General features: G+C 61.8%; 23 protein-coding genes. 7 read left to right on the top strand and 16 right to left on the bottom strand.

The features are described from left to right. Positions 1-8: 8 nt before the first annotated feature. Together O987_RS05000 and orn are read right to left on the bottom strand one after the other, a co-directional pair. Positions 9-2120 (bottom strand): DEAD/DEAH box helicase, encoded by a 2112-nt coding sequence (locus O987_RS05000; protein WP_043371014.1) that lies wholly within the window; start codon positions 2118-2120, stop codon positions 9-11. Positions 2121-2403: 283 nt separating this feature from the next. Beyond that, positions 2404-3012 (bottom strand): oligoribonuclease, encoded by a 609-nt coding sequence (gene orn, locus O987_RS04995; RefSeq protein WP_003058191.1) that lies wholly within the window; start codon positions 3010-3012, stop codon positions 2404-2406. A 30-nt stretch (positions 3013-3042) separates the two neighbouring features. On the opposite strand from orn, the gene O987_RS04990 reads away from it, so the two are divergent. The 4 genes from O987_RS04990 (at position 3043) to O987_RS04975 (ending at position 6729) form a co-directional block, all read left to right on the top strand. Further along, positions 3043-4344: a M48 family metallopeptidase gene (locus O987_RS04990; RefSeq protein ID WP_043371012.1), complete on the top strand. Its 1302-nt coding sequence runs from the start codon at positions 3043-3045 to the stop codon at positions 4342-4344. A gap of 19 nt (positions 4345-4363) precedes the next feature. Further along, positions 4364-4702: a 4a-hydroxytetrahydrobiopterin dehydratase gene (locus O987_RS04985; protein WP_003058195.1), complete on the top strand. Its 339-nt coding sequence runs from the start codon at positions 4364-4366 to the stop codon at positions 4700-4702. A gap of 5 nt (positions 4703-4707) precedes the next feature. Further along, on the top strand, positions 4708-5694 hold the full coding sequence (gene rsgA / locus O987_RS04980; protein ID WP_051962116.1) for a ribosome small subunit-dependent GTPase A: 987 nt from the start codon (positions 4708-4710) through the stop codon (positions 5692-5694). A 144-nt stretch (positions 5695-5838) separates the two neighbouring features. Then, on the top strand, positions 5839-6729 hold the full coding sequence (locus O987_RS04975; RefSeq protein ID WP_043371011.1) for a lytic transglycosylase domain-containing protein: 891 nt from the start codon (positions 5839-5841) through the stop codon (positions 6727-6729). A 69-nt stretch (positions 6730-6798) separates the two neighbouring features. Here the strand turns inward: O987_RS04975 and O987_RS04970 are convergent, their stop codons facing one another. The 6 genes from O987_RS04970 to rpsP form a co-directional block, all read right to left on the bottom strand. Further along, positions 6799-7782, bottom strand: a complete 984-nt coding sequence (locus O987_RS04970) for a CobD/CbiB family protein (RefSeq protein ID WP_003058202.1) — start codon at positions 7780-7782, stop codon at positions 6799-6801. Between the two features lie 47 nt (positions 7783-7829). Next, positions 7830-8528, bottom strand: a complete 699-nt coding sequence (locus O987_RS04965; protein WP_003058204.1) for a CoA pyrophosphatase — start codon at positions 8526-8528, stop codon at positions 7830-7832. A gap of 111 nt (positions 8529-8639) precedes the next feature. Continuing rightward, on the bottom strand, positions 8640-9026 hold the full coding sequence (gene rplS / locus O987_RS04960; protein WP_003058206.1) for a 50S ribosomal protein L19: 387 nt from the start codon (positions 9024-9026) through the stop codon (positions 8640-8642). Positions 9027-9163: 137 nt separating this feature from the next. After that, positions 9164-9943 carry a tRNA (guanosine(37)-N1)-methyltransferase TrmD gene (gene trmD, locus O987_RS04955; protein ID WP_003058208.1) on the bottom strand — a complete coding sequence of 260 codons (780 nt, stop codon included), beginning with the start codon at positions 9941-9943 and terminating at the stop codon, positions 9164-9166. A 51-nt stretch (positions 9944-9994) separates the two neighbouring features. Beyond that, entirely contained in the window at positions 9995-10564 is a 570-nt protein-coding gene (gene rimM / locus O987_RS04950) for a ribosome maturation factor RimM (protein WP_003058209.1), read from the bottom strand. Between the two features lie 103 nt (positions 10565-10667). Next, positions 10668-10922, bottom strand: a complete 255-nt coding sequence (rpsP, locus tag O987_RS04945; protein ID WP_003058210.1) for a 30S ribosomal protein S16 — start codon at positions 10920-10922, stop codon at positions 10668-10670. Between the two features lie 281 nt (positions 10923-11203). Here rpsP and O987_RS04940 point away from each other — a divergent pair, with 281 nt between their 5' ends. After that, on the top strand, positions 11204-11689 hold the full coding sequence (locus O987_RS04940) for an NINE protein (protein WP_003058211.1): 486 nt from the start codon (positions 11204-11206) through the stop codon (positions 11687-11689). A 203-nt stretch (positions 11690-11892) separates the two neighbouring features. After that, a complete protein-coding gene (locus tag O987_RS04935; protein ID WP_043371010.1) occupies positions 11893-13674 on the top strand; it encodes a putative bifunctional diguanylate cyclase/phosphodiesterase in 1782 nt (593 codons plus the stop codon). A gap of 106 nt (positions 13675-13780) precedes the next feature. Here O987_RS04935 and O987_RS04930 read toward each other — a convergent pair whose 3' ends face one another. The 7 genes from O987_RS04930 to O987_RS04900 all read right to left on the bottom strand — a co-directional run bounded on the left by O987_RS04930 (position 13781) and on the right by O987_RS04900 (position 21236). Beyond that, complete coding sequence (locus O987_RS04930; protein WP_003058213.1) at positions 13781-14791, bottom strand: inorganic phosphate transporter; 1011 nt, start codon at positions 14789-14791, stop codon at positions 13781-13783. Positions 14792-14810: 19 nt separating this feature from the next. Further along, positions 14811-15458 (bottom strand): DUF47 domain-containing protein, encoded by a 648-nt coding sequence (locus O987_RS04925; protein ID WP_003058214.1) that lies wholly within the window; start codon positions 15456-15458, stop codon positions 14811-14813. A gap of 493 nt (positions 15459-15951) precedes the next feature. Further along, positions 15952-16710 (bottom strand): ABC transporter ATP-binding protein, encoded by a 759-nt coding sequence (locus O987_RS04920; RefSeq protein WP_003058215.1) that lies wholly within the window; start codon positions 16708-16710, stop codon positions 15952-15954. 2 nt (positions 16711-16712) lie between these two features. After that, positions 16713-17495, bottom strand: a complete 783-nt coding sequence (locus O987_RS04915; protein WP_003058217.1) for an ABC transporter ATP-binding protein — start codon at positions 17493-17495, stop codon at positions 16713-16715. A gap of 30 nt (positions 17496-17525) precedes the next feature. Beyond that, positions 17526-18605 carry an ABC transporter permease subunit gene (locus O987_RS04910; RefSeq protein ID WP_003058219.1) on the bottom strand — a complete coding sequence of 360 codons (1080 nt, stop codon included), beginning with the start codon at positions 18603-18605 and terminating at the stop codon, positions 17526-17528. A gap of 10 nt (positions 18606-18615) precedes the next feature. Next, on the bottom strand, positions 18616-19545 hold the full coding sequence (locus tag O987_RS04905; protein ID WP_003058220.1) for a branched-chain amino acid ABC transporter permease: 930 nt from the start codon (positions 19543-19545) through the stop codon (positions 18616-18618). A gap of 350 nt (positions 19546-19895) precedes the next feature. After that, positions 19896-21236 (bottom strand): replication-associated recombination protein A, encoded by a 1341-nt coding sequence (locus O987_RS04900; RefSeq protein WP_003058221.1) that lies wholly within the window; start codon positions 21234-21236, stop codon positions 19896-19898. A 402-nt stretch (positions 21237-21638) separates the two neighbouring features. On the opposite strand from O987_RS04900, the gene brnQ reads away from it, so the two are divergent. After that, a complete protein-coding gene (gene brnQ / locus O987_RS04895; RefSeq protein WP_003058223.1) occupies positions 21639-22967 on the top strand; it encodes a branched-chain amino acid transport system II carrier protein in 1329 nt (442 codons plus the stop codon). Between the two features lie 131 nt (positions 22968-23098). On the opposite strand, the gene lolA is transcribed toward brnQ, so the two are convergent. Further along, positions 23099-23734: an outer membrane lipoprotein chaperone LolA gene (gene lolA / locus O987_RS04890; RefSeq protein WP_043371007.1), complete on the bottom strand. Its 636-nt coding sequence runs from the start codon at positions 23732-23734 to the stop codon at positions 23099-23101. Between the last annotated feature and the right edge of the window lie 18 nt (positions 23735-23752).

Here is a 23752-nt window from a genome sequence, read left to right as displayed (position 1 = left end):
ATCAGCGATCAACGCTCGTCGCGACGCGGTGCGCGGGGCTTGCGCTCGAAGCTGCGCTCGCCACCACGTTCGCCATGGGGCTGGTAAGGCTTGCCGGCACCCTGACCAAAGGCAGGACGACGTTCGCCGCCGCCGAAGCCGCGCGATTCGCCACCACGGAAGCCGCCTTCGCGGGGAGCGCCTGCATGAGCGCCTTCACGGCCACCGCCGAAGCTCTTGCGGCCGAAGTCGCCGCCTTCACGGCGCTGGCCGCCACCGAAGCCGCCACGCGATTCACCGCCGCCGAAGCCGCGCGATTCGCCACCACGGAAGCCGCCGCCGCGCTGCTCGCCGCGATCGCCGCCGCCGAAGCTGCCGCGGTCATCACGACGCTCGAAGCTGCGCTCCGGGCGCTGCTCGCCACCACCAAAGCCGGGACGACCGCCGCCGAAGCCACGATCCGCACCGCGCTCGCCGCGAGGTGCACCAAAACCGGCGCGATCACCACCGAAGCGGTCACCGCCACGATCACCACCGAAACCACCGCGATCATTGCCACGACCGGCGCCGAAGCTGCCGAAGCCGGACTTGCGGCCATAGCCGTCGCCATCACGGCGACCACCAAAGCCACCGCGACCACCGGCGCCGCCGCCGCCACGGCGACCGTCACGCTCGCCGGAGGCGGGGAAACGCTGCTGGGGTTCCATGCCGGGAATGGTCTCGGCCTTGAACTGCTGGCGGGTATAGCCTTCGATGTCGAACACGCGGCGACGGTCACGGAATTCCGCAAACGTCACAGCAGTACCTTCGCGACCAGCGCGGCCGGTACGACCGATACGGTGGGTGTAGTCTTCAGCCTTCATGGGCAGGCCGTAGTTGAAGACGTGGGTGATGGTGGGCACGTCGATACCGCGAGCAGCCACATCGGTAGCCACCAGGATCTGGACCTGACCGTTGCGCAGCGCCATCAGGCGGCGATTGCGCAGACCCTGGCTCAGAGCACCGTGCAGGGCCACGGCAGAGAAGCCATCCTGCTGCAGGTCGGTAGCCAGGCCGTCACATTCCACTTGTGTGGATGCAAACACGATGGCCTGGTTGATGCTGCTGTCACGCAGCCAGTGGTCCAGCATCTTGCGCTTGTGCTGAGCGTTGTCGGCCCAGAACAGCACTTGCTTGATGCTGGCGTGCTTTTCCTGAGGCGTATCAACAGTCACCTTCTTCACGCCGGAGCCGTTGTCGTGCATCACGCGCATGGCCAGCTGTTGCACGCGAGGTGCAAACGTCGCGCTGAACATCATGGTTTGCTTGCGCTGGGCAGTCATCACATTGACTTCAGCCAGATCGTCGGAGAAGCCCAGATCCAGCATGCGGTCGGCTTCGTCGACCACCAGGAACTGCACCTTGTCCAGCTTGATCTGCATGGAACGCTGCAGGTCCAGCAGACGGCCGGGAGTGGCCACCACCAGATCGGCGTTCTGCAGCTTGGCGATCTGCAACTGGTAAGGAATGCCACCCACCACGTTGGCAATGCGGATGCCGCGGCAGTGCTTGACCAGCTCGATGGCGTCATGCGCCACCTGCTGGGCCAGCTCACGCGTGGGGCACAGCACCAGGGCGCCAGGTACGGCAGCCTTGAAATTGCGGGAGTTGGTAGGGTCCTTGCGCTTGTTGCGCTTGGGCACAGGCTCGCCCTTGGCGGTGGCTTCTGCGCACAGGCGCTCGAACTCGGCCTTGGCATCGGCATCGGCTTGGGCGCGTTGCTCAATCAGGGTGTGCAGCACGGGCAGCAGGAAAGCGGCGGTCTTGCCGGAGCCGGTCTGGCTGGACACCATCAGGTCGATGAAACCGCTGGCATCAGCGGCTTCGCCCATGGCCAGAGGAATGGCCTTTTGCTGCACTTGTGTGGGCTGGGTGTAGCCCAGGTCGGCCACAGCCTGAACCAGCTCTGGGGCCAGGCCCAGTTCAACGAAGCCGTTAGGGACTTCTTCAGCAGCAGTTTCTTCTGCAGTGTTTTCTTCAGCAGCAGCGTCTTCTGCGTCCATGTCAGCCAGAATGGCGTCCAGACGGGAATCGATTTCAGGCGAAGACAAAGCAATATCAGCAGCGGCCACTTGGCCCTGCTCCAGGGAGTTTTCTGTCATGAATAGCTCACGCAAAAAGCGACGCAGTCAGCGTGCTGCTCGCTTCTTTGACGGTTGGTTATCAACATCCACCGTCAGACTTTGACTGGCCCGTTCGCAAAACGGGGCAGATGGGCGTTATGGCTTGTCGTGTCGGCTGTATGCAGGCCGTTGCACGCAAGTAAGAACCCGGTGTGTGATGGAGATGCGCAAAAATTACCCATTGATCGGGTAAGCAGTGCATTGTCGCACGCACCGGGTTTTCCCGCAAGTGGCAAGGCTATACCATCCCGCCACCGCACCATCAGACGCTGAGCAGCTGGCGGCGGTAATGCTGCAGCTCGTCGATCGACTCGTGCACATCGGCCAGGGCCGTGTGGCGCTGCGCCTTCTTGAAGGAGGTATAGGCCTCGGGCTTCCAGCGCTTGGCCAGCTCCTTGAGCGTGCTCACGTCGATATTGCGATAGTGAAAGAAATTGTTGAGCTTGGGCATGTAGCGCTCCATGAAGCGCCGGTCCTGACCAATGCTGTTGCCGCACAGCGGCGTCTTGCCCTTGGGCACGTATTTGCCCAGAAAGGCAATCAGCGCGGCCTCCGCCTCGGCTTCGCTGATGGTCGAAGCCTTGACCTTGTCGATGAGACCGCTTTTGCCATGCGTGCCCTTGTTCCAGGCATCCATGCCGCCAAGCAGTTCGTCAGACTGATGAATGGCGAATACCGGGCCTTCGACGCGAATCTGCAGATCGGAGCTGCTGACCACCACGGCAATCTCGATAATGCGGTCGCGATCGGGGTTCAGCCCCGTCATTTCGCAGTCCAGCCACACCATATTGAGATCGGATTTGGGCAGAACCGGTGGGGTAGCGGCCACGGGTGCGGCGCTGACGGAATTCGTACAGGAAGCTTCAGACATGGCGCAAATTGTCGCCTACACTGCCAATACATGGGTTCCAGACTAGATTTCACATTGGCACTTTCGCTGCTGTTTGCGACGGCCGTAGCCTTGCAATGGCTGCTGCGCGCGTGGCTGGTTTCGCGCCAGGTGCGCCATGTGGCCAGCCATCGCGGCGCCGTGCCGCCGGCATTCGCCCATCGCATCAGCCTGTCCGCCCACCAGAAGGCGGCCGACTACACGCTGGCCAAGGCCAAGGTGTCGCTGATCGACATCACGCTGTCGGCCGCCGTGCTGCTGTGCTGGACGCTGCTGGGCGGACTGGACTGGCTCGACCGCTGGCTGCTTGAGTCCATGGGCCCCGGCCTGTGGCAGCAACTGGCGCTGCTGACCAGCTTTGCTGTGATCTCGGCGCTGATCGAGCTGCCTTTGTCGCTCTATCAGACCTTCAGGCTGGAGCAGCGCTTCGGCTTCAACCAGATGACGCCAGCTCTGTGGCTGGGCGATCTGCTCAAGTCGACGCTGGTGGCTGCCATCATCGGCCTGCCGCTGGCGGCCCTGATTCTCTGGCTCATGGGATCGACCGGGCCGCTGTGGTGGCTCTGGGCCTGGGGCGCCTGGACGGCCTTCAATCTGCTGCTGATGTGGATTTTCCCCAGCTTTATCGCACCGCTGTTCAACAAGTTCGAGCCGCTGGCCGATGAAAGCCTCAAGAGCCGCGTGACCCGGCTGATGGAGCGCTGCGGCTTTGCGGCCAAAGGACTGTTCGTGATGGACGGAAGCCGCCGCTCGGCGCATGCCAACGCCTATTTCACGGGCTTCGGCAATTCCAAGCGCGTGGTCTTCTTCGACACCCTGCTCAGACAGCTCAGCCCCGGTGAAGTCGAAGCCGTGCTGGCGCACGAACTAGGGCACTTCAAGCACAAGCACATCAGCAAGCGCATGGTCCTGATGTTCGGCGTCTCGCTGCTGGGCTTTGCGCTGCTGGGCTGGCTCAGCCAGCAAATGTGGTTCTACACCGGACTCGGAGTCTCGGTGCTGCTGGGGCCGGAGATGGGCATCGCGACCGACAACAATGCCCTGGCACTGCTGCTGTTCATGCTGGCCGTGCCGGTGTTCAGCTTCTTCGTCACACCGCTGATGTCGGCGATGTCGCGCCGCGACGAGTTCGAGGCCGATGCCTATGCCATGCAGCAGGCTGATGGTGCACAGCTGGCTTCGGCACTGCTCAAGCTTTACGAGGACAATGCGTCCACACTCACGCCAGACCCTTGGTATGTGAGCTTTTACTATTCACATCCTCCTGCCGTGGATCGCCTGGCGCGCATGCCGGCTCCCGCAGGCAGCTTGTAACACCACAACGGTTTCAGACATGAGCACACCCACACTGCAACAGAAAGACTGGTCCCAGCTCAAGCGCAGCGCCTTGAGCACAGAGCAAGTGCAAGAGCAGCTGGCAGCCCTCGAGGGCTGGGAGCTGGCGGCCGGCCCTGCGGCCATCGGCAAGACCTTCCGTTTCGTGAACTTCTACGAAACCATGGCCTTTGTGAATGCACTGGCCCTAATTGCCCATCAGCAGGACCACCACCCCGATCTGGAAGTCGGCTACAACCGCTGCAAGGTCAGCCTCAACACCCATGATGTGGGCGGCATCTCCGAGACCGACATCGATTGCGCGCGCCGCATCGAAGCACTGCTGAAGCCGGCCTGATCTCTATGGCAAAACAAGGACGGCGCCCAGGCGCCCAAGCAGCAGGCAGCACCCAGACAGGCCTGGTGGTAGCCAGCTATGGCCGCCACTGCGTGGTCGAGACCCCGGACGGCGAGCGCCGCATCTGCCATCCGCGCGGCAAGAAAAGCCAGGCCGTGGTGGGCGACCATGTGCAATGGCTGGCCCCCCCGCCCGGCCAGGGCGATGAGGGCACGATCGAGAAAATCGTGGAGCGCCGCAACGTCTTCTACCGCCAGGATGACATTCGCACCAAGACTTTTGCAGCCAACCTGGACCAGCTCCTGATTCTGATAGCCGCCGAACCGGTATTCAGCGAAGTGCAGCTCGCCCGTGCGCTGATCGCCGCCGAGGCCGCGCACATCAAGCCCATCATTGCGCTCAACAAGATGGACCTGGAAGAGCCTTTCCTGCGCGCCTGGCAGCGGCTCGAGCCCTACCGGACCATGCGCGATGCAGCGGATGCGGCGCCGCACTACATGGTGCTGCCGCTGTCGCTGGAAGATGCGGACGACGAGGATCGCGACGCCATCATCGGTCTGCTGCAAGGCAAGACAACCCTGGTTCTCGGTCCTTCGGGCGTAGGCAAAAGCACCTTGATCAACTTGCTGCTGCCCGATGCCAAGGTGGCGACCAACGAAATTTCGCAGGCGCTGAACACTGGCAAGCACACCACGACCAGCACCACCCTGTACTGGGTGGACGAGGCACGCACCACCGCCATCATTGACTCGCCGGGATTTCAGGAATTTGGCCTGTATCACCTCGCCCCCACGCAGCTGGCCGCCTGCATGCCCGACATCGGTGCGCTGGCGGACCAGTGCAAGTTCTACAACTGCACCCATCTGCATGAGCCCGGCTGCGCCGTCATGACCCAGGTAGAAGCACAGGACAGCCCCCACGCCATCCACGCCAACCGCTACCGGATCTATGGCGAGCTGTTCGAGGAACTGAGTCAGGAACCACGCTACTGAGCGCGAGGCCAGCCAAGCCGGAAGGCCGCGCCATATGAGAGCAATTTCAGCGTTTGCCACGCAGCCATTCCAAGCCCGACGAGCGCCGGCACGATTGCGCCGCATCCGGGATAGGCTGCCGGCCACAAACCCGGTGTTCACGCCATGAGACCCAGAGTTTTTCAGCCCTGCCTGCAAGCCGTCCTCGCCGTCGCGCTGTCTGCGGGCATGAGCCCGGGCTGGGCCCAGGGCACGGAGTCCGCCCCGAGCTGGGACGACGAGCCGCCCACGCTGTCTCGCTGGATCGAAGAGGGTTACAAGGCCGAGCAGCGCCAGCAGCCATGGCGCGCCGCCCAGCGTTATTGCGCGGCGGCGCGCTATGGCAGCCTCGAGGCCCAATACCTGCTGGGCCGGCTGCTGTTGCAGGGCCTAGGCATGACACCCGACCCTGCCACGGGCACGACGCTGCTGGCCCTGGCTGCCCAGCGCGGACATGAAAAAGCCCAGCTGCTGCTGGCCGGCAAGCTGCCCGGCGACCGGCTGCCCGACTGCCTGACCCAGGGGGAGACTCCGCCTCAGGAGTTCGCCGACTCCGGCCAGGAGGCCGTGCCCCACGAGTTGGTGGCCAGCTATGTGAGCAGTCTGCCCAGGCAGAAGCGGCGCATGGCCGAGCTGGTGCAGCGCCTGGCGCCACGCTTCTCGATCGATCCGCGGCTGGCACTGGCCATCGTGCGCTCGGAGTCGAATTTCGAGGCGCAGGCGCTGTCGCCGCGCAACGCTCAGGGCCTCATGCAGCTCATTCCCGAGACGGCCGAGCGCTTTGGCGTGCGCGATGCCTGGAATCCCGAGCAGAACGTGCGCGGCGGCCTGGCCTATCTGCGCTGGCTGCTGGAGCGCTTCGAGGGCGATGTGGCACTGGTATCGGCCGCCTACAACGCAGGCGAGAAAACCGTGCAGCAGTATGGCGGAGTGCCTCCTTATGCGGAGACGCGTGAATATGTGCGACGCATACTGAGCTTCTATCGCGCCAGGCGCCACGAGCGCCCTGCCCACTGATCCAGTCCGGCAGAGCGGCCGGCATCCCTGCGGCGGGCTTTTTCTCCGCCGAAAGCCAGGCCTGAAGACTCAGCCGAGCAGACGGGCAAAGGTCAGCAAGGCCAGCAGCAGAAGCCAGACCACGACCGAACGCCAGACCAGCCCCACCACGCTGCGAAGATGAGACATTTCCGGCTCTCGCCCCGGAGTGACATCACTGCCCGCCCACTGTGCATCGTCGCCCTCTTCACCGTCAGCCGCATCGCGGCGGCGCAAGGCCTCGCCCCCGAGGCGTACATTGATGGCGCCCGCAGTGGCCGCCAGAATCACGCCGTCATTGTCATTGGGAAAGCGCTGGGCATAGACGCGCCAGTTGTCTATGGCTTCCTCGAAGCTGCCCACCATGGCAAAGGAAAGCGCCGTCAGCCGTGCCGGCAGCCAGTCGATCACATACCAGGCCTTGGCGGCAGCCCAGTGCAAGCGCTCGCTGGTCGGCGCCCGCAGCCCTTCGGCCCCCTTGCGCGACCAGGCACGCGACAGGTATTCGGCCATACGGTAGAGGATGGCCCCTAGCGGCCCCAGCCCCAGGGCCGAGAGAATCGAAAACCAGAACAGCACGCCAAATACATGACGGTGTGCGGCCAGCACCGAGTACTCGATGACATGGCGAACCACCTCGCTGCGCGGCACCTCGCTGGCATCGACCTGCTGCCAGTCGGCCAGGGCCTGGCGGGCAGCAAATTCATCGCCCGCATCGAGCGCATCGCGAATCCGCGTGAAATGGTGGCTGAACTGGCGAAAACCCAGCGTGACATAGAGCACGGCGACGTTCCACAGCATCGCGACGGGCCAGCCGATGAACTCCATCAGCGCCCAGAATATGCCCAGCACGATAAGACTGGGCAGCAGCACGGCCATGGCCCAGGCCAGCCAGCCGTGATGGGGCTTGCCGGCATCGAAGTTGCTGCGCACGGTCACGGTCCAGGCGCGGTAACCGGCCTGCACCAGGTTGGACCGGGCCAGCGGACGTGCCTGCTCCAGCAGCAGTGCGATCAGGATGGCAAAAAAGCTCATTGCTTCATCATAGCGGCGCTGTTTGTCGGCTCGTTACAACTGCTGTCTCAAGCCGCCAAAAAACGGTAAAGATTGCGCAACATGCCCGCTGTCGCACCCCAGATATAGCGCTGCTGCTCACCATCCTGATAGGGCATGGCAAACCATTCGCGATCCACGCCCTGCCACTGCATGGCATGACGCTCATGATGCGCGGGATTGAGCAGATAGGACAGCGGGACCTCGAACAGATCCGCCACCTCCCCGGGATTGGGAAAGTAGCTGGCCTGAGGGTGGACCAAGGCCACCACAGGGGTGATGTGAAACGCCGTGCCCGTCACATAAAGAGGCAGGCGCCCGAGCACCTCGACATTCCTGGGGGCCAGTCCGACTTCCTCGTGCGCCTCGCGCAATGCCGTCGCCTCGGCAGATACATCCTGGGGATCACGCTTGCCGCCGGGAAAAGCCACCTGACCCGAGTGGGTGGACAGTCTGGCCGAGCGCACGGTCAGCAATACCGTGGGCTGCTCGCGCATGACGATGGGCACGAGCACGGCCGCATCGGAAGGCTGCCTGGCCGTGATGCGTTTTTCCTGCATGGCCTCGGGCAGCCATTGTGGCGGCTGGGCAAAGCGCGTGCGCAGAGCCTGCGGCGTCTGCGCATCCAGCGGAACAGCCGGCAGCTGGCTATCGACACCCAGCAGGCGCGCCTGGCGAGGATCAACAATGCCCAACACGGGGAGCGGAGAATTATCAGATGCAGGCATGTAGGTGTTCAGCCAAAACCGAAAGCAAGAATCACGAAGCCAAGGCAGACATAAAAAAAGCCGCCACAGCGAACTGTAGCGGCTTTTACGGAATCGCTTCCGATACGCGTATTACTCGGCTGCAGCAGCAGTCTTGTTAACGCGTTGGGGCAGCTTTTCCTTGATACGAGCAGACTTGCCGCTGCGCTCACGCAGGTAGTACAGCTTGGCACGACGCACATCACCGCGACGCTTGACTTCGATCTTGGCGATCAGGGGAGAGTAGGTCTGGAACGTACGTTCCACGCCTTCACCGCTGGAGATCTTGCGCACTGTGAAGCCGCTGTTCAGGCCGCGATTACGCTTGGCAATCACCACGCCTTCGTAAGCCTGCACGCGCTTACGGCTACCTTCCACCACGTTCACGCTCACGATGACGGTGTCACCGGGGGCGAATTCGGGGATGGTCTTGTTCAGGCGAGCGATTTCTTCTTGCTCGAGGGTCTGGATCAGATTCATGATTTAGTCCACCTTGATCTTGTCCGCGCCAGAATTGGCAAGCACCGGGATTGGTGCTATTGCTGCATTACGAGAACCGCCGAAAGCGGCTCCGCCATTCCTTGCAGCGGCCGGATAGAGGATCAAAGAGCCTGAGATTATAGCTTGGACGCTGTTTTTGCCAAAAACCCTTCGTCCTTGGCATTGAGCAGCCCCTGATCGCGGGCCTGCTCTATCAGCTCGGGTCGATGTTCGGCCGTGATGCGCAGGCGCTGATCGCGGCGCCAGCGCTCGATATTGGCATGGTGACCGGAGAGCAGCTCCGGTGGCACGTCCTGGCCATTCCAGACTTCCGGACGCGTGTAGTGAGGGCAGTCCAGCAAGCCGTCCAGCGCAGGATTGAAGCTGTCCTGCTGAAAGCTGCCTTCATCGTTGAGCACACCGGGCTGCAGACGCGCCAGAGAGTCCAGCAACACCATGGCCGCCAGCTCGCCGCCGGAAAGCACAAAGTCGCCCAGGCTGATCTGATGGCTGACATGGGCATCGATGAAGCGCTGGTCGATGCCCTCGTAGCGACCGCAGAGCAGCACCGCGCCACGGCTTTCGGCCCAGTCGGCCACCACCGCATGCCTGAGGGTGGTGCCTATGGGAGAGAACAGCACCACAGGAGCCGGCTCGGCCTGCTCCCGCGCATCAGCCTCGACGCGGGCTGCGCGAATCGCCTCCAGGCAATGCTGCAGCGGCTCTGCCATCATCACCATGCCGGGGCCGCCGCCAAACGGACGGTCATCCACGCGGCGGTAATTGCCCTCGGCCCAATCACGCGGATTCCACAGATGCACCGCCACCTGACCCGAGCTGTAGGCACGGCGTGTCACCCCGCTTTCAAGAAACGGCGCGAACAGTTCAGGGAACAGTGTAATGATGTCAAAACGCATGATCTAAAAGCGCTTACAGCTACAAATTCAATAGCTGTCACGCATTCCAATTCAATAGTCGGGCTGCCAGTCGGCCACGATTTTCTTGCCGGCCAGATCCACCGAGTCCACATAGGCATCGACAAAGGGAATCAGGCGCTCCTGCTCCTTGCCATCCTGCTCATATCCCAGAACCAGCACGGTCTGCGGGCCGGTGGCCATCAAGTCCCTGACCACGCCCAGCGCCACGCCTTCGCGGTTTACCACCTGCAGGCCCATCAGGTCTACCCAGTAGAACTCGCCATCATCGGTCTTGGGGAAATGCTCACGCGCCACAAAGATGCGGGCACCGCGCAGGGCCTCGGCGGCGTTGCGGTCGGCGACCTCCTGCGAGGTGGCCACGATGGTGTCGGCATGGAAACGGGCCTGCTTGACGGGCAGAACCACGGTGCCCGCGAAATGCTTGGCTCCTTTTTCCGCCGGCTGCAAGAACCAGTCCTTGGCGGCAAACAGGGCCTCGGGGGCGCTGCTGAAGGCATGAACCTTGAACCAGCCCTTGATGCCCCAGGCATCGGCAATGCGACCGACTTCAATGGCATCAGCAGGCAAGCTCGTGGTTTGAAGAACAGGCATGTGGCTCATGGGATCAGCAGAAAAATTGCAGAAATTCAATAAAAAACGGGTCCCGTCAGGCAAGCCAACGGAACCCGCTTTGATAAAGGTGCCTAGAGAGCAACCGCCTAAATTAGGCAGCAACCTTCTTTGCAGCTTCCTTGATCAGGCGTTCAGCCGTATCGGAAGTTTGAGCACCAACGCTCTTCCAGTAGTTCACGCGGTCCAGAGCCAGACGCAGGCCTTCTTCGGCGCCACGAGCGCTAGGGTTGTAGAAACCCAGACGTTCGATGAAAGCACCGTCGCGACGCACGCGCTTGTCAGCTGCAACGATGTTGTAGAAAGGACGAGCCTTAGAGCCGCCGCGGGAGAGACGAATAACAACCATGATGTTTCCTTCGGGTGGTTACAGCCAGTGCCATCAAAAATTTGACCAGCTGCGCAGGTTTTCTTACAGCGTTTGAGACACGCGACATGACCACCCGGCCAGCGACACGCCGTAAAACCGGAAATTATATCGAGTTCTGCCGAAGCTGCCTATAGCTGTGGCAAATGGGCGTAATCCTCACTGAAGCTTCCCGGCATGTGAAGCGCAATTGCCCTGAGCCGCCCAGGTCGGGTGCAGGGAATAATGGATGCGTTGCTTCGTTTTCTGCCTGCCCTCCGGACATGAACCCATTTGCCTCCACCTCCACCATGCCTGCTCGCCCCAAGAACAAGACGGTTGCCGCCTGGCTGGCCTTGATCGGCGGGCCGCTGGGGCTGCATCGCTTTTACCTGCACGGACTTGGGGACTGGCTTGGCTGGCTGCTGCCCATTCCCACGGCGCTCGGCATCTACGGCATCGAGCGCGTGCAGCAGCTGGGGCAGGACGACAGGCTGAGCTGGCTGCTGATCCCGCTGCTCGGCTTCACCATTGCGGGCTGCGCCCTGCGCGCCATTCTCTACGGCCTGATGGAGCAGGGAAACTGGAACCGGCTCTTCAACCCCTCGATCGAGGCCGACGCGCCTGCGGGACGCACCCAATGGGCCACGATTTTTGCCGTAAGCCTGTCCCTGATGCTGGGGGCCACCGTGCTGATGGCCAGTATTGCCTACAGCTTCCAGCACTACTTCGAATATCAGGTCGAAGAGGCACGCAAGATTTCGCAATAGGCCCAGCGTCTCAAGCACTGCGAAGCTGATTCAGCCGCGCCGCTTTTGTAAGCAAAAGTCTAATTTTTCGCCTCTGGGCCCCAAAGCACCGCCGGCACATTCCACAGAACCCACAATGCCGATCTGAGGAACATCTTGCAACGACTGCATCCCGGCGGTTTTCGCAATGCGACGGCTTTGCTGCGCCAGCCTGAAGAGGTCTTATGTCTGCAACTAACGAAAAGTCTGCCAGATCCGACATGCACGGGCAAAGCGCCTTTCCCGCCGCCACCAGTCTGGTAGGCGTGTACGGAGAGCAGCTTTTCCGCATTCTCGAGCAGACCAGCAGCGGCTATGTGCTGCTGGATGCCCAGAATCGGGCTCAGCGCTGGAATGATGGTTATCTGCAGCTGTTTCCCTGGCTGGGGCCCACCCTCAAGGTAGGCACATCTCTGCAAACCGCTCTGCAGACAGCTGCAAGCGCAGCCCCGGCAAGCTTGGCCCCGGCCCTGGGCCATATCGCCCAAAGCCATCAAGCACTGATTGCGCGCCAGCAGGCCCATGCCCAGTTCCAGCTGCCCAACGGACGCAGGCTCAATCTGTCGGCTCATGCCCTGTCGGCCAATTACACCGTGCTGGCCTGCAAGGAGCTGCTGCCTCATGCAAGCGAGGCTGAAAGCCTTTCCTTCTTCGACGTGCTGACCAATCTGCCCAATCGGCGCCTGCTGCTGGACCGGCTGTCCCAGGCCATGATCCAGTCCGAGCGCACGGGCTGGCGCGGGGCCTTGCTGACCATAGACATGGAACCGGTGGCGGGCTCGCCCGCCAGCACGGGAGACAGCCAGGCCGGCCTGGCGCAGAACATCGCGCAGCGTCTTCTCGGCTGCGTGCGCTCCTGCGATACCGTGGCCAGACTGGACGCTGCGCACTTTGTCATCATGGTCTCGGATCTCTCTCCGGATATCGAGATGAGCACGGTACTGGTGGAACGTCTGGGAGAGCGTCTGCAGGAAAGCCTGAATGGCAGCTACCCGCTCGGCAACAAAAGCGCGATGCTGGAGGCCAATATCGGCGCCACTTTGTTCGGCCCGCACTCTCGCTCCGCCACCGAATTGCTGCAGCAGGCAGAGATCGCCATGTACCGCCTGCGCGACGAGGAAGCCCGGGGCCTGCACTTCTTCAGCCCCGAGCAGCGCATCCTGGCCAATGATCGCCAGCACCTTGAGCAGGAGCTGCGCGAAGCCCTGCGTCTGGGCCAGTTCGAGCTGCATTACCAGGCCCAATACTCCGCCGGCGGTGACGTCAACGGTCTGGAAGCCCTGCTGCGCTGGCGCCATCCCAGGCGAGGACTGGTACCACCGAGCATCTTCCTGTCCGTGGCCGAGGAAACCGACATCATCGTTCCGCTGGGCCGCTGGAGCATTCAAGCCGCCTGCGAGCAATTGGCCAGATGGAAAGTCGATCCACAACTGGGCAAGCTGCCCATCTGCGTCAACATCAGCGCCAAGCAGCTCAGGCAGGCCGATCTGGCCGAGCAGTTGCAGGACATCATCAGCCAGACAGGGGCCGACCCGGCCTTGCTGCTGCTGGAGCTTTCCACCCAAGCGCTGAGCCCCTCGCACGCGGATATCGTTCCGACCCTCACCCGTCTTCGCACCATGGGACTGCGGCTGTCACTCGACGACTTTGGCGACAGTTTCCATATGCAGCAAGCGCTGCAGCAGCTTCCCCTGAACCAGCTCAAGCTCTCGCACTCCCTGGTCCAGCGCCTGGGCCCCAACAATGCCGCCGAAGCCGCCGTGCAGGCGGCCATCGCGCTGGCCGCCCGCCATCAGATGACGATAGTCGGCGCAGGAGTGGAAACCCTGGAGCAGCGCGCCCTGCTGGCGCAGTATGGCTGCGAGCATTTCATGGGCTATCTGCTCAGCCCCCCGGCACCGGTCGGCCAGCTCAGGTCGCTGCTGCAGCGGCAGGTCGTATCCAGCCTGCAGGAAACTGCAGCTTGACGACCGTGTTTCAGCCATGAAAAAAGGCTTCGCAATGCGAAGCCTTTTTGGCATTTCACCCCTGATTGGCAAGCGCTAACCGCCATCAATCAAGGAGTACACAAGCTCAATACAGTTGCAGGCTGACCCAGTAGGCAATGGATGCCACAAAGGCGCTGGCAGGAATCGTCAGAATCCATGCCCAGACGATATTGCCAGCCACGCCCCAGCGCACGGCACTCGCGCGCTGCGTGGAGCCCACGCCCACGATGGCACCGGTAATGGTGTGCGTGGTCGAGACGGGAACCCCCAGGAAGGTGGCGAAGAACAGGGTCAGTGCACCACCGGATTCGGCGCAGAAGCCACCTACGGGCTTGAGCTTGGTGATCTTCTGACCCATGGTCTTGACGATGCGCCAGCCGCCAAACATGGTGCCCAGACCGATGGCCAGATAGCAGCTCACGATGGTCCACAAGGGTGGCTCGGCATCACCGGCATTGGCATAACCCGTGGCAATCAGCAGCAGCCAGATGATGCCGATGGTCTTTTGCGCATCGTTGCCGCCGTGACCCAGACTGTAGGCACCGGCAGATACCAGTTGCAGACGGCGGAACCACTTGTCCACGCGATTCGGGCTGGCCCGGCGGAAAATCCAGGCCACCAGCACCATCATCAGCGAACCCAGCAGAAAGCCCAGCACGGGAGAGACGAAGATGAAGGCCACGGTCTTCCAGATGCCGCTGGCGATCAGCGCGCCCGCGCCGGCCTTGGCGATCACCGCACCCACGATGCCGCCTATCAGGGCATGCGAGGAACTGCTGGGAATGCCGTAGATCCAGGTGATGATGTTCCAGGTGATGGCCCCCACCAGAGCGCCGAAGACGACATGCGTGTCAACGATGCCCGGCTGAACAATACCCTTGCCCACGGTTGCCGCCACACTGAGGTGGAAGACGAAAACCGCCACAACGTTGAAGAACGCGGCAAATGCCACGGCCTGAGTAGGTTTGAGAACCCCCGTGGAAACCACGGTGGCAATCGAATTGGCAGCGTCGTGAAAGCCGTTCATGAAATCGAACAGCAAGGCGAGCACCACCAGCAAAATCACAACCCAGAGGGCTGCCTGTACCGGCTCCATGATCGGACTCCAGCGAGAATCAGGAATTCTCGAGGACGATGCCCTCGATCAGGTTCGCCACGTCTTCGCAGCGGTCCGTGATGGTTTCCAGCAGCTCATAGATAGCCTTGAGCTTGATCACCTCACGCACATCGGGCTCTTCACGGAACAGCTTGCTCATGGCCGCACGCATCACGCGGTCGGCATCGCCTTCCAGGCGGTCGATCTCGTCGCAGGTCTTGCTGGCGGCGTCCACGATCGTGGGGTCCGAGAGGCGGTCCAGCAGCTTGACGGCATCACGCACACGCTCGCAGCAGCGCACGCAAAGATCGGTCAGACGTGTGATTTCGTCTGTCATGTGACGCACGTCATACAGGGCCATGGTCTCGGCCGAGTCCTGAATCAGGTCGGCCACGTCGTCCATGGTGTTGATCAGCGAGTGGATATGTTCGCGATCCAGGGGCGTGATGAAGGTCTTGTGCAGCAGCTTGGTGACATCATGGGTCACACGGTCGGCTGCGCGCTCGGCGTTGTCCACATCGGCGTTGTATTTTTCGCGTAGATGGGGATCGTTGTAATTTGCAACGAGTTGCGAGAAAGCATGAGCTGCTTCAACGATGCGGTCCGCATGTTGATTGAACATCTCGAAAAAATTGCCTTCGCGCGGCAATAGCTTGCCAAACAGCATGAATGCTCCTTACCGGGGAAAAGAAACCAGGCGACTCACTGCAAAAAGGTGCATGGTTCCCGGCTCAAACGGGGCGGAGTTTACTCTTGAGTCATTGTGCGTTTCAGCGCGTCTTCAAGACACCCCTTCGGGCACCACGAAAAATAAAATACAAGCTCTGCGCCATGTTAGGAACTGTCACAAAGCCTGTGATTCCTCCAGACAGCAGCACAAAGCAGAAATCCGCCCGTCGAATGCACCGACCGCAGGAGCATGTCACTCTGCCACGCGAAAACGTTCCAAATACTTCTTTTTGTAATATACAAATTCTATGCAACGACAAAAAAGAATTAAAAGGAACTAAAAAGAAATTAATAAAACAATCAAAGAACCATGAAAAACGTCATTTTTTTGTCATTTTCTTGAATTTCAGGGGAATTAGGGTTCGCCCTGGACTGCGGGAGAGCGCCACGATCGTACAGCGCACAGCGATCGAAGGCCCCCTCGTCGAGGCTTACTCTCCCAGGTAGGCCGCACGCACGCGCGGATCGCTCAGCAAGGTCTGGCCCGGCCCCGTCATGGTGATGATGCCGGACTCCATGACATAACCCCGATCGGCCAGCGCCAACGCGCGACTGGCGTTCTGCTCCACCAGCACCATGGTCACACCCAGCGCATAGACATTGCTGACCACCTCGAAGATCTTGTCCACCATGATGGGCGACAAGCCCATGGACGGCTCGTCCAGCAGCAGCACCTTGGGCTGGCTCATGAGCGCGCGCGCCATGGCCAGCATCTGCTGCTCGCCCCCGGACATGGTGCCCGCCAGCTGATCCTTGCGCTCCTTCAGACGCGGAAAGATGCCGAACATGCGCTCGATATCCGCCTGTATGCCGGCCTTGTCCTTACGGGTGTAGGCACCCATGAGCAGATTTTCGGTAATCGTCATGCGGGCAAACACGCCGCGCCCCTCGGGCACCATGACCAATCCTTCGGCTACCAGATCCCAAGCCCCCTTGCCCTTGATGCTTTGGCCCAGGTAGAGAATTTCGCCATCGGCAATCGGCAGCCCTCGCGTGACGGCCTTCATGGTCGTGGTTTTGCCCGCGCCGTTGGAGCCGATCAACGAAACCAGCTCCCCCTGATGCACCTGAAAGTCCACGCCCTTGACAGCCTGAATGCCGCCATAGCCCACCTTCAGGCCCTTCACCTGCAGCAACACCGGGGCCGTGGACTTGGAGGCCTGCGCCTGTTCCAGCACTTGATCCTGCATCTTCAATGGCCTCCCGTGCCCAGATAGGCTTCAATCACTTTTTCATTCTTCTGCACTTCGGCAGGCGTGCCTTCGGCAATCGGCTTGCCATAGTCCAGCACCGTCACCCGGTCGCACAGGCCCATGACCAGCTTCACATCGTGCTCAATCAACAAGATGGTGCGGTGGTCGTTGCGAATGCGGTCGATCAGCTCACGCAATTGCACCTTCTCGGTTGCGTTCATGCCGGCAGCCGGCTCATCCAGCGCAATCAGCTGCGGGTCTGTCGCCAGAGCACGGGCAATCTCCAGCCGACGCTGGTCGCCATAGGACAAGGTACGCGCCTTGAAGTCCGCATACTTGCCGATGCCGACATAGTCGAGCAGCTCGCGCGAGCGGGCCCGAATCGCGGCTTCCTCGGCCTTGAAACCCTTGGTGCGAAACACCGCTCCGAGCAGGCCCGAATGCGTGCGCACATGGCGCCCGACCATGACGTTTTCCAGTGCTGTCATCTCGGCAAACAGGCGGATGTTCTGGAAGGTCCGGGCAATGCCGGCCCTGGCCACCTTGTGCACCGCCGTCGGCTCATAGGGCTTTCCGGCCAGCTCGAACTTGCCGGTGTCGGGCGTATAGAGGCCGGTGATCACATTGAAAAACGTGGTCTTGCCCGCGCCATTGGGGCCGATCAGGCCATAGACCTGGCCTCTCTCAATCTTCATGCTCACACCGGACAGCGCCTGCAACCCGCCAAAGCGCTTGGAGATGTCCGAGACATGAAGGACTGCGGAAGTCGTGCTCTCTGCCATATCAGTTCACATTCCTTGTCTGTGCAGTCATCAGGACTGGCGATCCAGGCTTTTGGCATGCTCGGGCGTGGGCCAGAGGCCGCGCGGGCGCATCAGCATGATGACGATCATGGCCAGGGCGATCAGCAGCTGGCGCAGGATGGAAGCATCGAGGCGTCCATCGGTCATCTGCTGCAGCGGCCCGGCCACATAGCGCAGCACTTCGGGCAGGGCCGAGAGCAGCACCGCCCCCAGAATCACGCCGGGAATATGGCCCAGACCGCCGAGCACGACCATTGCCACGATCATCACGGACTCCATGAGGCTGAAGGACTCGGGCGAGACAAAGCCCTGGAAGGCAGCAAACATGGAGCCGGCCACGCCACCAAACGAAGCCCCCATGCCGAAGGCCAGCAGCTTCATATTGCGCACATTGATGCCCATGGCCTTGGCGGCGATTTCATCCTCCCGGATCGCCATCCAGGCACGGCCTATGCGCGAATCCTGCAAGCGGTAGCAGATCACGATGGTGGCCAGCACCAGCACCAGAAACAGGTAGTAGTACAGCGTGACGGAGGAGATGTCGTAGCCGAAGATCTCATGCCGCTTGGCCAGGTCGAAGCCGAAGATCTTGACCGAATCGATCTGGCCGATGCCCTTGGGGCCGTTGGTGATGTTGACGGGCTGATCCAGGTTGTTCAGGAAGATGCGGATGATCTCGCCGAAGCCCAGTGTCACGATGGCCAGATAGTCTCCGCGCAGCCGCAGCACCGGCAGCCCCAGCAACACCCCCGTACAGGCGGCCAGCAACATACCCAGCGGAATCACCAGCCAGATCGAGGTGTGCAGCCCGTTGGGAAACATGGCTACAAAGCCTTCGAAGGTCTCGGCCAGATGCGGCGATGCCATGAGCGCAAACATATAGGCGCCCACGGCATAGAAAGCCACATAGCCCAGATCCAGCAGGCCGGCGTAACCGACCACGATGTTCAGGCCCAGCGCCAGCATCACGTAAAGCAGGGCCAGATCGGCGATGCGCACCCAGGCATTGCCGAAATACTGCAGGATCAGCGGCAGCACCAGAAGGCCTATGCCGCCCAGGATCCAGTGGAGTGTCTTGTTGTTCTTCATGGGCACTCCCTCAGGCACGGTCCGCCACACGCTCACCCAGCAGGCCCGAAGGGCGCAGCGTCAGGATGATGATGAGCACGATGAAGGCAAAGATATCGGTGTACTGGCTGCCCAGCACGCCGCCCGTCAGATCGCCGATATAGCCTGACCCGATGGACTCGATCAGCCCCAGCAGCAGGCCGCCCACCACGGCTCCGGCCAGATTGCCGATGCCGCCGAATACGGCCGCCGTGAAGGCCTTGAGACCCGGCAGGAAACCCATGGTGTGATGAGCCGTGCCGTAGTTGGAGGCATACATGATGCCGGCAATCGCAGCCAGCACGGCACCGATGATGAAGGTGGCGGAAATCACCATATCGGGCTTGACGCCCATCAGCGCTGCCACACGCGGGTTTTCGGCCGTGGCCCGCATGGCGCGCCCCAGCCTGGTGTAGTTGACCAGGTACATCAGCGTGGCCAGCGCAATCGCCGTGACCGCCAGCACCAGAATCTGCGTGGGCGTGATCACTGCCGTGCCGATCTCATAGGGCGTGGACGACAGCAGCGTGGGATAAGCCTTGTAATTGGGCTTCCAGATGATCATGGCCAGGGTCTGCAGCAGGATGGAGACACCGATGGCCGTGATCAGCGGCGCAAGGCGCGGGCTGCTGCGCAGCGGCCGGTAGGCCACCTTCTCGATCACGAAGTTCAGCGATGCGGCCACTACGCAGGCGATGATGGCGGCGATCAAAAGCATGAGCCAGCCCGGCAGATAAGGCATTGCCTCCTGCATCAGGCCGATGCAGCTCCAGCTGGTCAAAGCCCCTACCATCAGCACCTCGCCATGCGCGAAGTTGATCAGCTGAATGATGCCGTACACCATGGTGTAGCCCAGGGCTATCAAGGCGTACATGCTGCCTAACACCAGACCATTGATGATCTGCTGCAGCAAGATATCCATAAGCGCGCTCCCCTTCCCTCGATCCAAGACGGAGACACTGCGAGCCTCTCATCCCGAACGACGGAGCCAGCGATGCCAAGGTTCCTCTTCTGCAGTCCGCCGCTTTGTGGGCTGCTTGTCGCAAAAGAGTGAATCGATTCTAGGGAGCTGTTTTCAGGACTCAGGGCCGGGGTTTCCCGTGCGCAGGCCCAAAATGCTGCAACGCAATAATTTCATCGATAGCACAAGCCCAATAAATACAGGCACTTAGTCACGACTTGCCACCCGAACTAGCGAAAAACCCTAGAAACGCCGCAAAAAATGCAGCATTCAACCAGTGCCAGTTGTGCAACACCTGGGCAACTCGCGCTTTACAAGCCCGCCTGCTCATCATCTGCCGCGCGAGCGGCGTCGTTGAGCGCCTTGAGCTCTGCCAGCTTCTGGCCGATCTTGATTTCCAGCCCCCGCGCCACGGGCTGGTAGAAGCCGGGGTCTTCCATTCCTTCAGGCAGATAGCGCTCTCCCGCCGCAAAGCCGCCCTCCTCGCTGTGGGCATAGCGGTAATCCCGACCGTAGTCCAGCTGCTTCATCAGCTTGGTTGGGGCGTTGCGCAGATGCAGCGGTACAGGCCTTGTGGTGTCGCCCTTCACAAAGGCCTTGGCCTTGTTGTAGGCCATATAGCCGGCATTGCTCTTGGGCGCCACAGCCAGGTAGATCACGGCCTGGGCCAGGGCCAGTTCACCCTCGGGGCTGCCCAGGCGTTCATAGGTCGCAGCGGCATCGTTGCACATCTGCATGGCGCGCGGGTCGGCAAGTCCGATGTCTTCCCAGGCCATGCGCACGATGCGGCGCGCCAGATAGCGCGGATCGGCCCCGCCGTCCAGCATGCGGCAAAACCAGTACAGCGCCGCATCGGGGTCCGAGCCGCGCACGGATTTGTGCAGCGCGCTGATGGTGTCGTAGAACTGCTCGCCCCCCTTGTCATAGCGGCGCATGCGCTCGCCCAGCACCTTGAGCAGCCAGCCATCGGTAATGCTTTCCACCCCCGCCTGCTCGGCCGTGATGGACAGGGTCTCCAGCGTGTTCAGCAAGCGGCGTGCATCGCCGTCAGCGTAGGCAATCAAGCGATCCAGCGCTTCATCTTCGATAGTGGGAACCGCCTTGATGACCTGGGCTTTGGCCACAATCTGCTTCAGATCGTCGGTCGTCAGACTTTGCAGCACATAGACAGCTGCCCGCGACAGCAGGGCCGAGTTGACCTCGAACGACGGGTTCTCCGTGGTCGCACCGATGAAGGTGAACAGTCCGCTTTCCACATGGGGCAGAAAAGCGTCCTGCTGGCTTTTGTTGAAGCGGTGCACCTCGTCCACGAACACGATGGTGCGCTGCTGCAGCAGGCCGCTTCGCGCGGCCTGCGCCTGCTCCACGGCCTCGCGGATGTCCTTGACGCCACCCAGTACGGCGCTGATGGAAATGAACTGTGCATCAAAGGCATCGGCCATGAGCCGGGCAATCGTGGTCTTGCCCACGCCGGGCGGCCCCCAGAGTATGCAGCTGTGCGGGCGGCCCGACTCGAAGGCCAGACGCAGCGGCATGCCCTCTCCCAGCACATGCTGCTGGCCAATGACTTCGGCCAGCGTGCGCGGCCGCAGGCGCTCGGCCAGGGGCTGATGGGGAATGGCCGAAGATGAGGAGTTGTTGTGCGTAACCATGGCCCCTCAAGTATCCAACGCTACGGCCGCCCGTGCAGCCAAATGGGTCGGGACTGTTTTACGCACTGGATTGCAGCCACCATCGATAGCGCTTAACCCCAGCACTCCTATCAGAATTTTTCATAGGACAAAATAGCGTTTTAACGGATTCAATCTCTCCATTAACGAGGCCACCCCTCGCCCCATGGAGGTACTGCCCCCATCCGGCCTGCCAAAAACCAGGCCAGCCAGGCCCGGCAGCGCGTTTAGATTCATTGCGGGCCGCCTCATCTGCGCCGCGCAATGCCTGTGCCTGATAGGGCTACCGCCATCAGCCAGAAATCAATCGAAAGCATCCGCAAACTTTCCTTGGTTCCACACTGCTCCAGGGCGTGCCAGCGCTGCACGCCTGAGCCTACGCGTATGAAAAAACTCAAGACCTGGGACATTTTTGCCCTTGGTTTCATGACCTTTGCCCTGTTCCTCGGGGCAGGCAACATCATCTTCCCTCCCATGGTGGGCCTGGCCGCCGGTGAAAACCTGCTCGGAGCCTCGACCGGCTTTCTGCTGACCGGCGTCGGTCTGCCCCTGCTCGGGGTGATCGCCCTGGCCCGCGTGGGCGGCGGTCTGGACACCCTGACCAGCCCCATAGGCCGCATTGCCGGCCTGGTGCTGGCCGTGGCCATCTATCTGACCATAGGCCCTCTGTTTGCGACGCCACGCACGGCCACCGTGTCCTTCGAAATGGGCCTGGCCCCCTTCGTCGGAAACACGCCCGCCATGCTGCTGGCCTTCACCATCGCCTATTTCGTGGCCGTGGCGCTGCTGTCGCTGTTCCCCGGCAAGCTCATGGACAACGTGGGCAAGATCATCACGCCCGTGCTGATCCTGGCGCTGGCCGTGCTCGGCGGCTCTGCCGTGCTGGCCCCCGTGGATGGCTACAGCGTCAGCACCGAGGCCTATGCCTCGCAGGCAGCCGCCTTCTCCGAAGGCTTTCTGCAGGGCTATCAGACCATGGACGCGCTGGCCTCGCTGATCTTCGGCATCGTCATCGTCAACGCGATCAAGGCCGCCGGCGTGAGCGACAGCAGGCTTCATACGCGCTACTGCATCTATGCCGGGATCATTGCCGCGACCTGCCTGGGTCTGGTCTATGTCTCGCTGATGTATCTGGGCGCCACCAACAGCCAGCTGGCCGCCAACGCCTCCACCGGCGTGCAGATTCTCACGGCCTTTGTGCAGCAGACCTTCGGCCCCGCAGGTCTGTGGCTGCTGGCCACCGTCATCATGCTGGCCTGCCTGACCACCGGCGTGGGCCTGATCACGGCCTGCAGCAGCTTCTTCAGCGAGCTGACCGGCATCTCCTATCGCACCATGGTCATCGGCCTGTCGATCTTCAGCACTGCCGTGGCCAACCAGGGCCTGGCCCAGCTGATTGCCGTGGCCGTGCCTGTGCTCGTGGGCCTGTATCCCGTGGCCATCGCCCTGATCGCCCTGAGCCTGCTGCACCGCTGGAACCAGCCGGCGCTCGTCTACATCCCCGTGATGAGCACCTCCCTGGTCTTCGGCCTGTTTGATGCCGCCAGGGCTGCCAAGCTCGACTTCCTGGTGCCCGCCTGGCTGGACATGCTGCCCGGTGCCGCCCTGGGCATGGGCTGGGTCACCCCGGTGGTCTGCGTGCTGGTGCTGGCAGGCCTGCTGGATTTCGCCCTCGGCAACAAGCGGGCTGCCGCAAACGCCACGCGAGCCTGATCTCAAGCTGGCGGATCGCTTCCAAAAGCATAGCTATCCGTGCTTCACTCACAAGGGATTGACCCTTGTTTCACATAAAAAAGGCCTGCGAACACCATCCGCAGGCCTTTTTGCCGATGCATGCCGCGCTTCTACTGCTTGAGCACGTCGGCCCCCTTGGGCACCGTGAAGTGGAAGGTCGATGCCGGCAGGGAAGCCTGGGTTTGCAGGCCCTTGAACTGCATCAGCGAGCGCTGGCCAAAGCTGTCCTCGATATCCAGCGCTGCCAGCTTGCCTTCGGGTGTGAAGCCTATGCGCACACTCTTGAGCTGACCGCCTTTCTGCCTGGGACTGGCCAGCACCCATTCCAGACCATCGGCATCAGGCTGGTTGCCCAGCTCGAAATCGGCCTTCAAGGCCTTGAGATCGGTGGCAGAGGTCAGGATGGCCGCCGGTGTGCTGCCCAGCACCTGGGCCTGGGCACGCTCCGTCACCTGGTTCAGGTCGGCATCGTACAGCCACAGCGTCTTGCCGTCGGCCACGATGAGCTGCTCGAAAGGCTTGGTGTAGTTGAAGCGGAACTTGCCGGGCCGCTGGAATTCGAAGCTGCCGCTGGACACCTTGGTACGCGCCTCCTGCCCGGACTTGGGGGGCGAGGTCACGGACTGGGTGAAGTCGGCCTTGCCCGCCTGGGCATTCTTCATGAAGGACTCAAGGCTTTTCAGACCATCAGCCATTGCAGCACTTGCGCTGCCAACTATCAAAATTGCAGTCAAAAGACGTTTCATGACTCTCCTTCTTGTGCA

Source organism: Comamonas testosteroni TK102 (genome assembly GCF_000739375.1).
GTDB lineage: Bacteria > Pseudomonadota > Gammaproteobacteria > Burkholderiales > Burkholderiaceae_C > Comamonas > Comamonas brasiliensis.
Note: the sequence above shows the minus strand (reverse complement) of the source record. Positions and strands in the feature narration are given on the sequence as shown.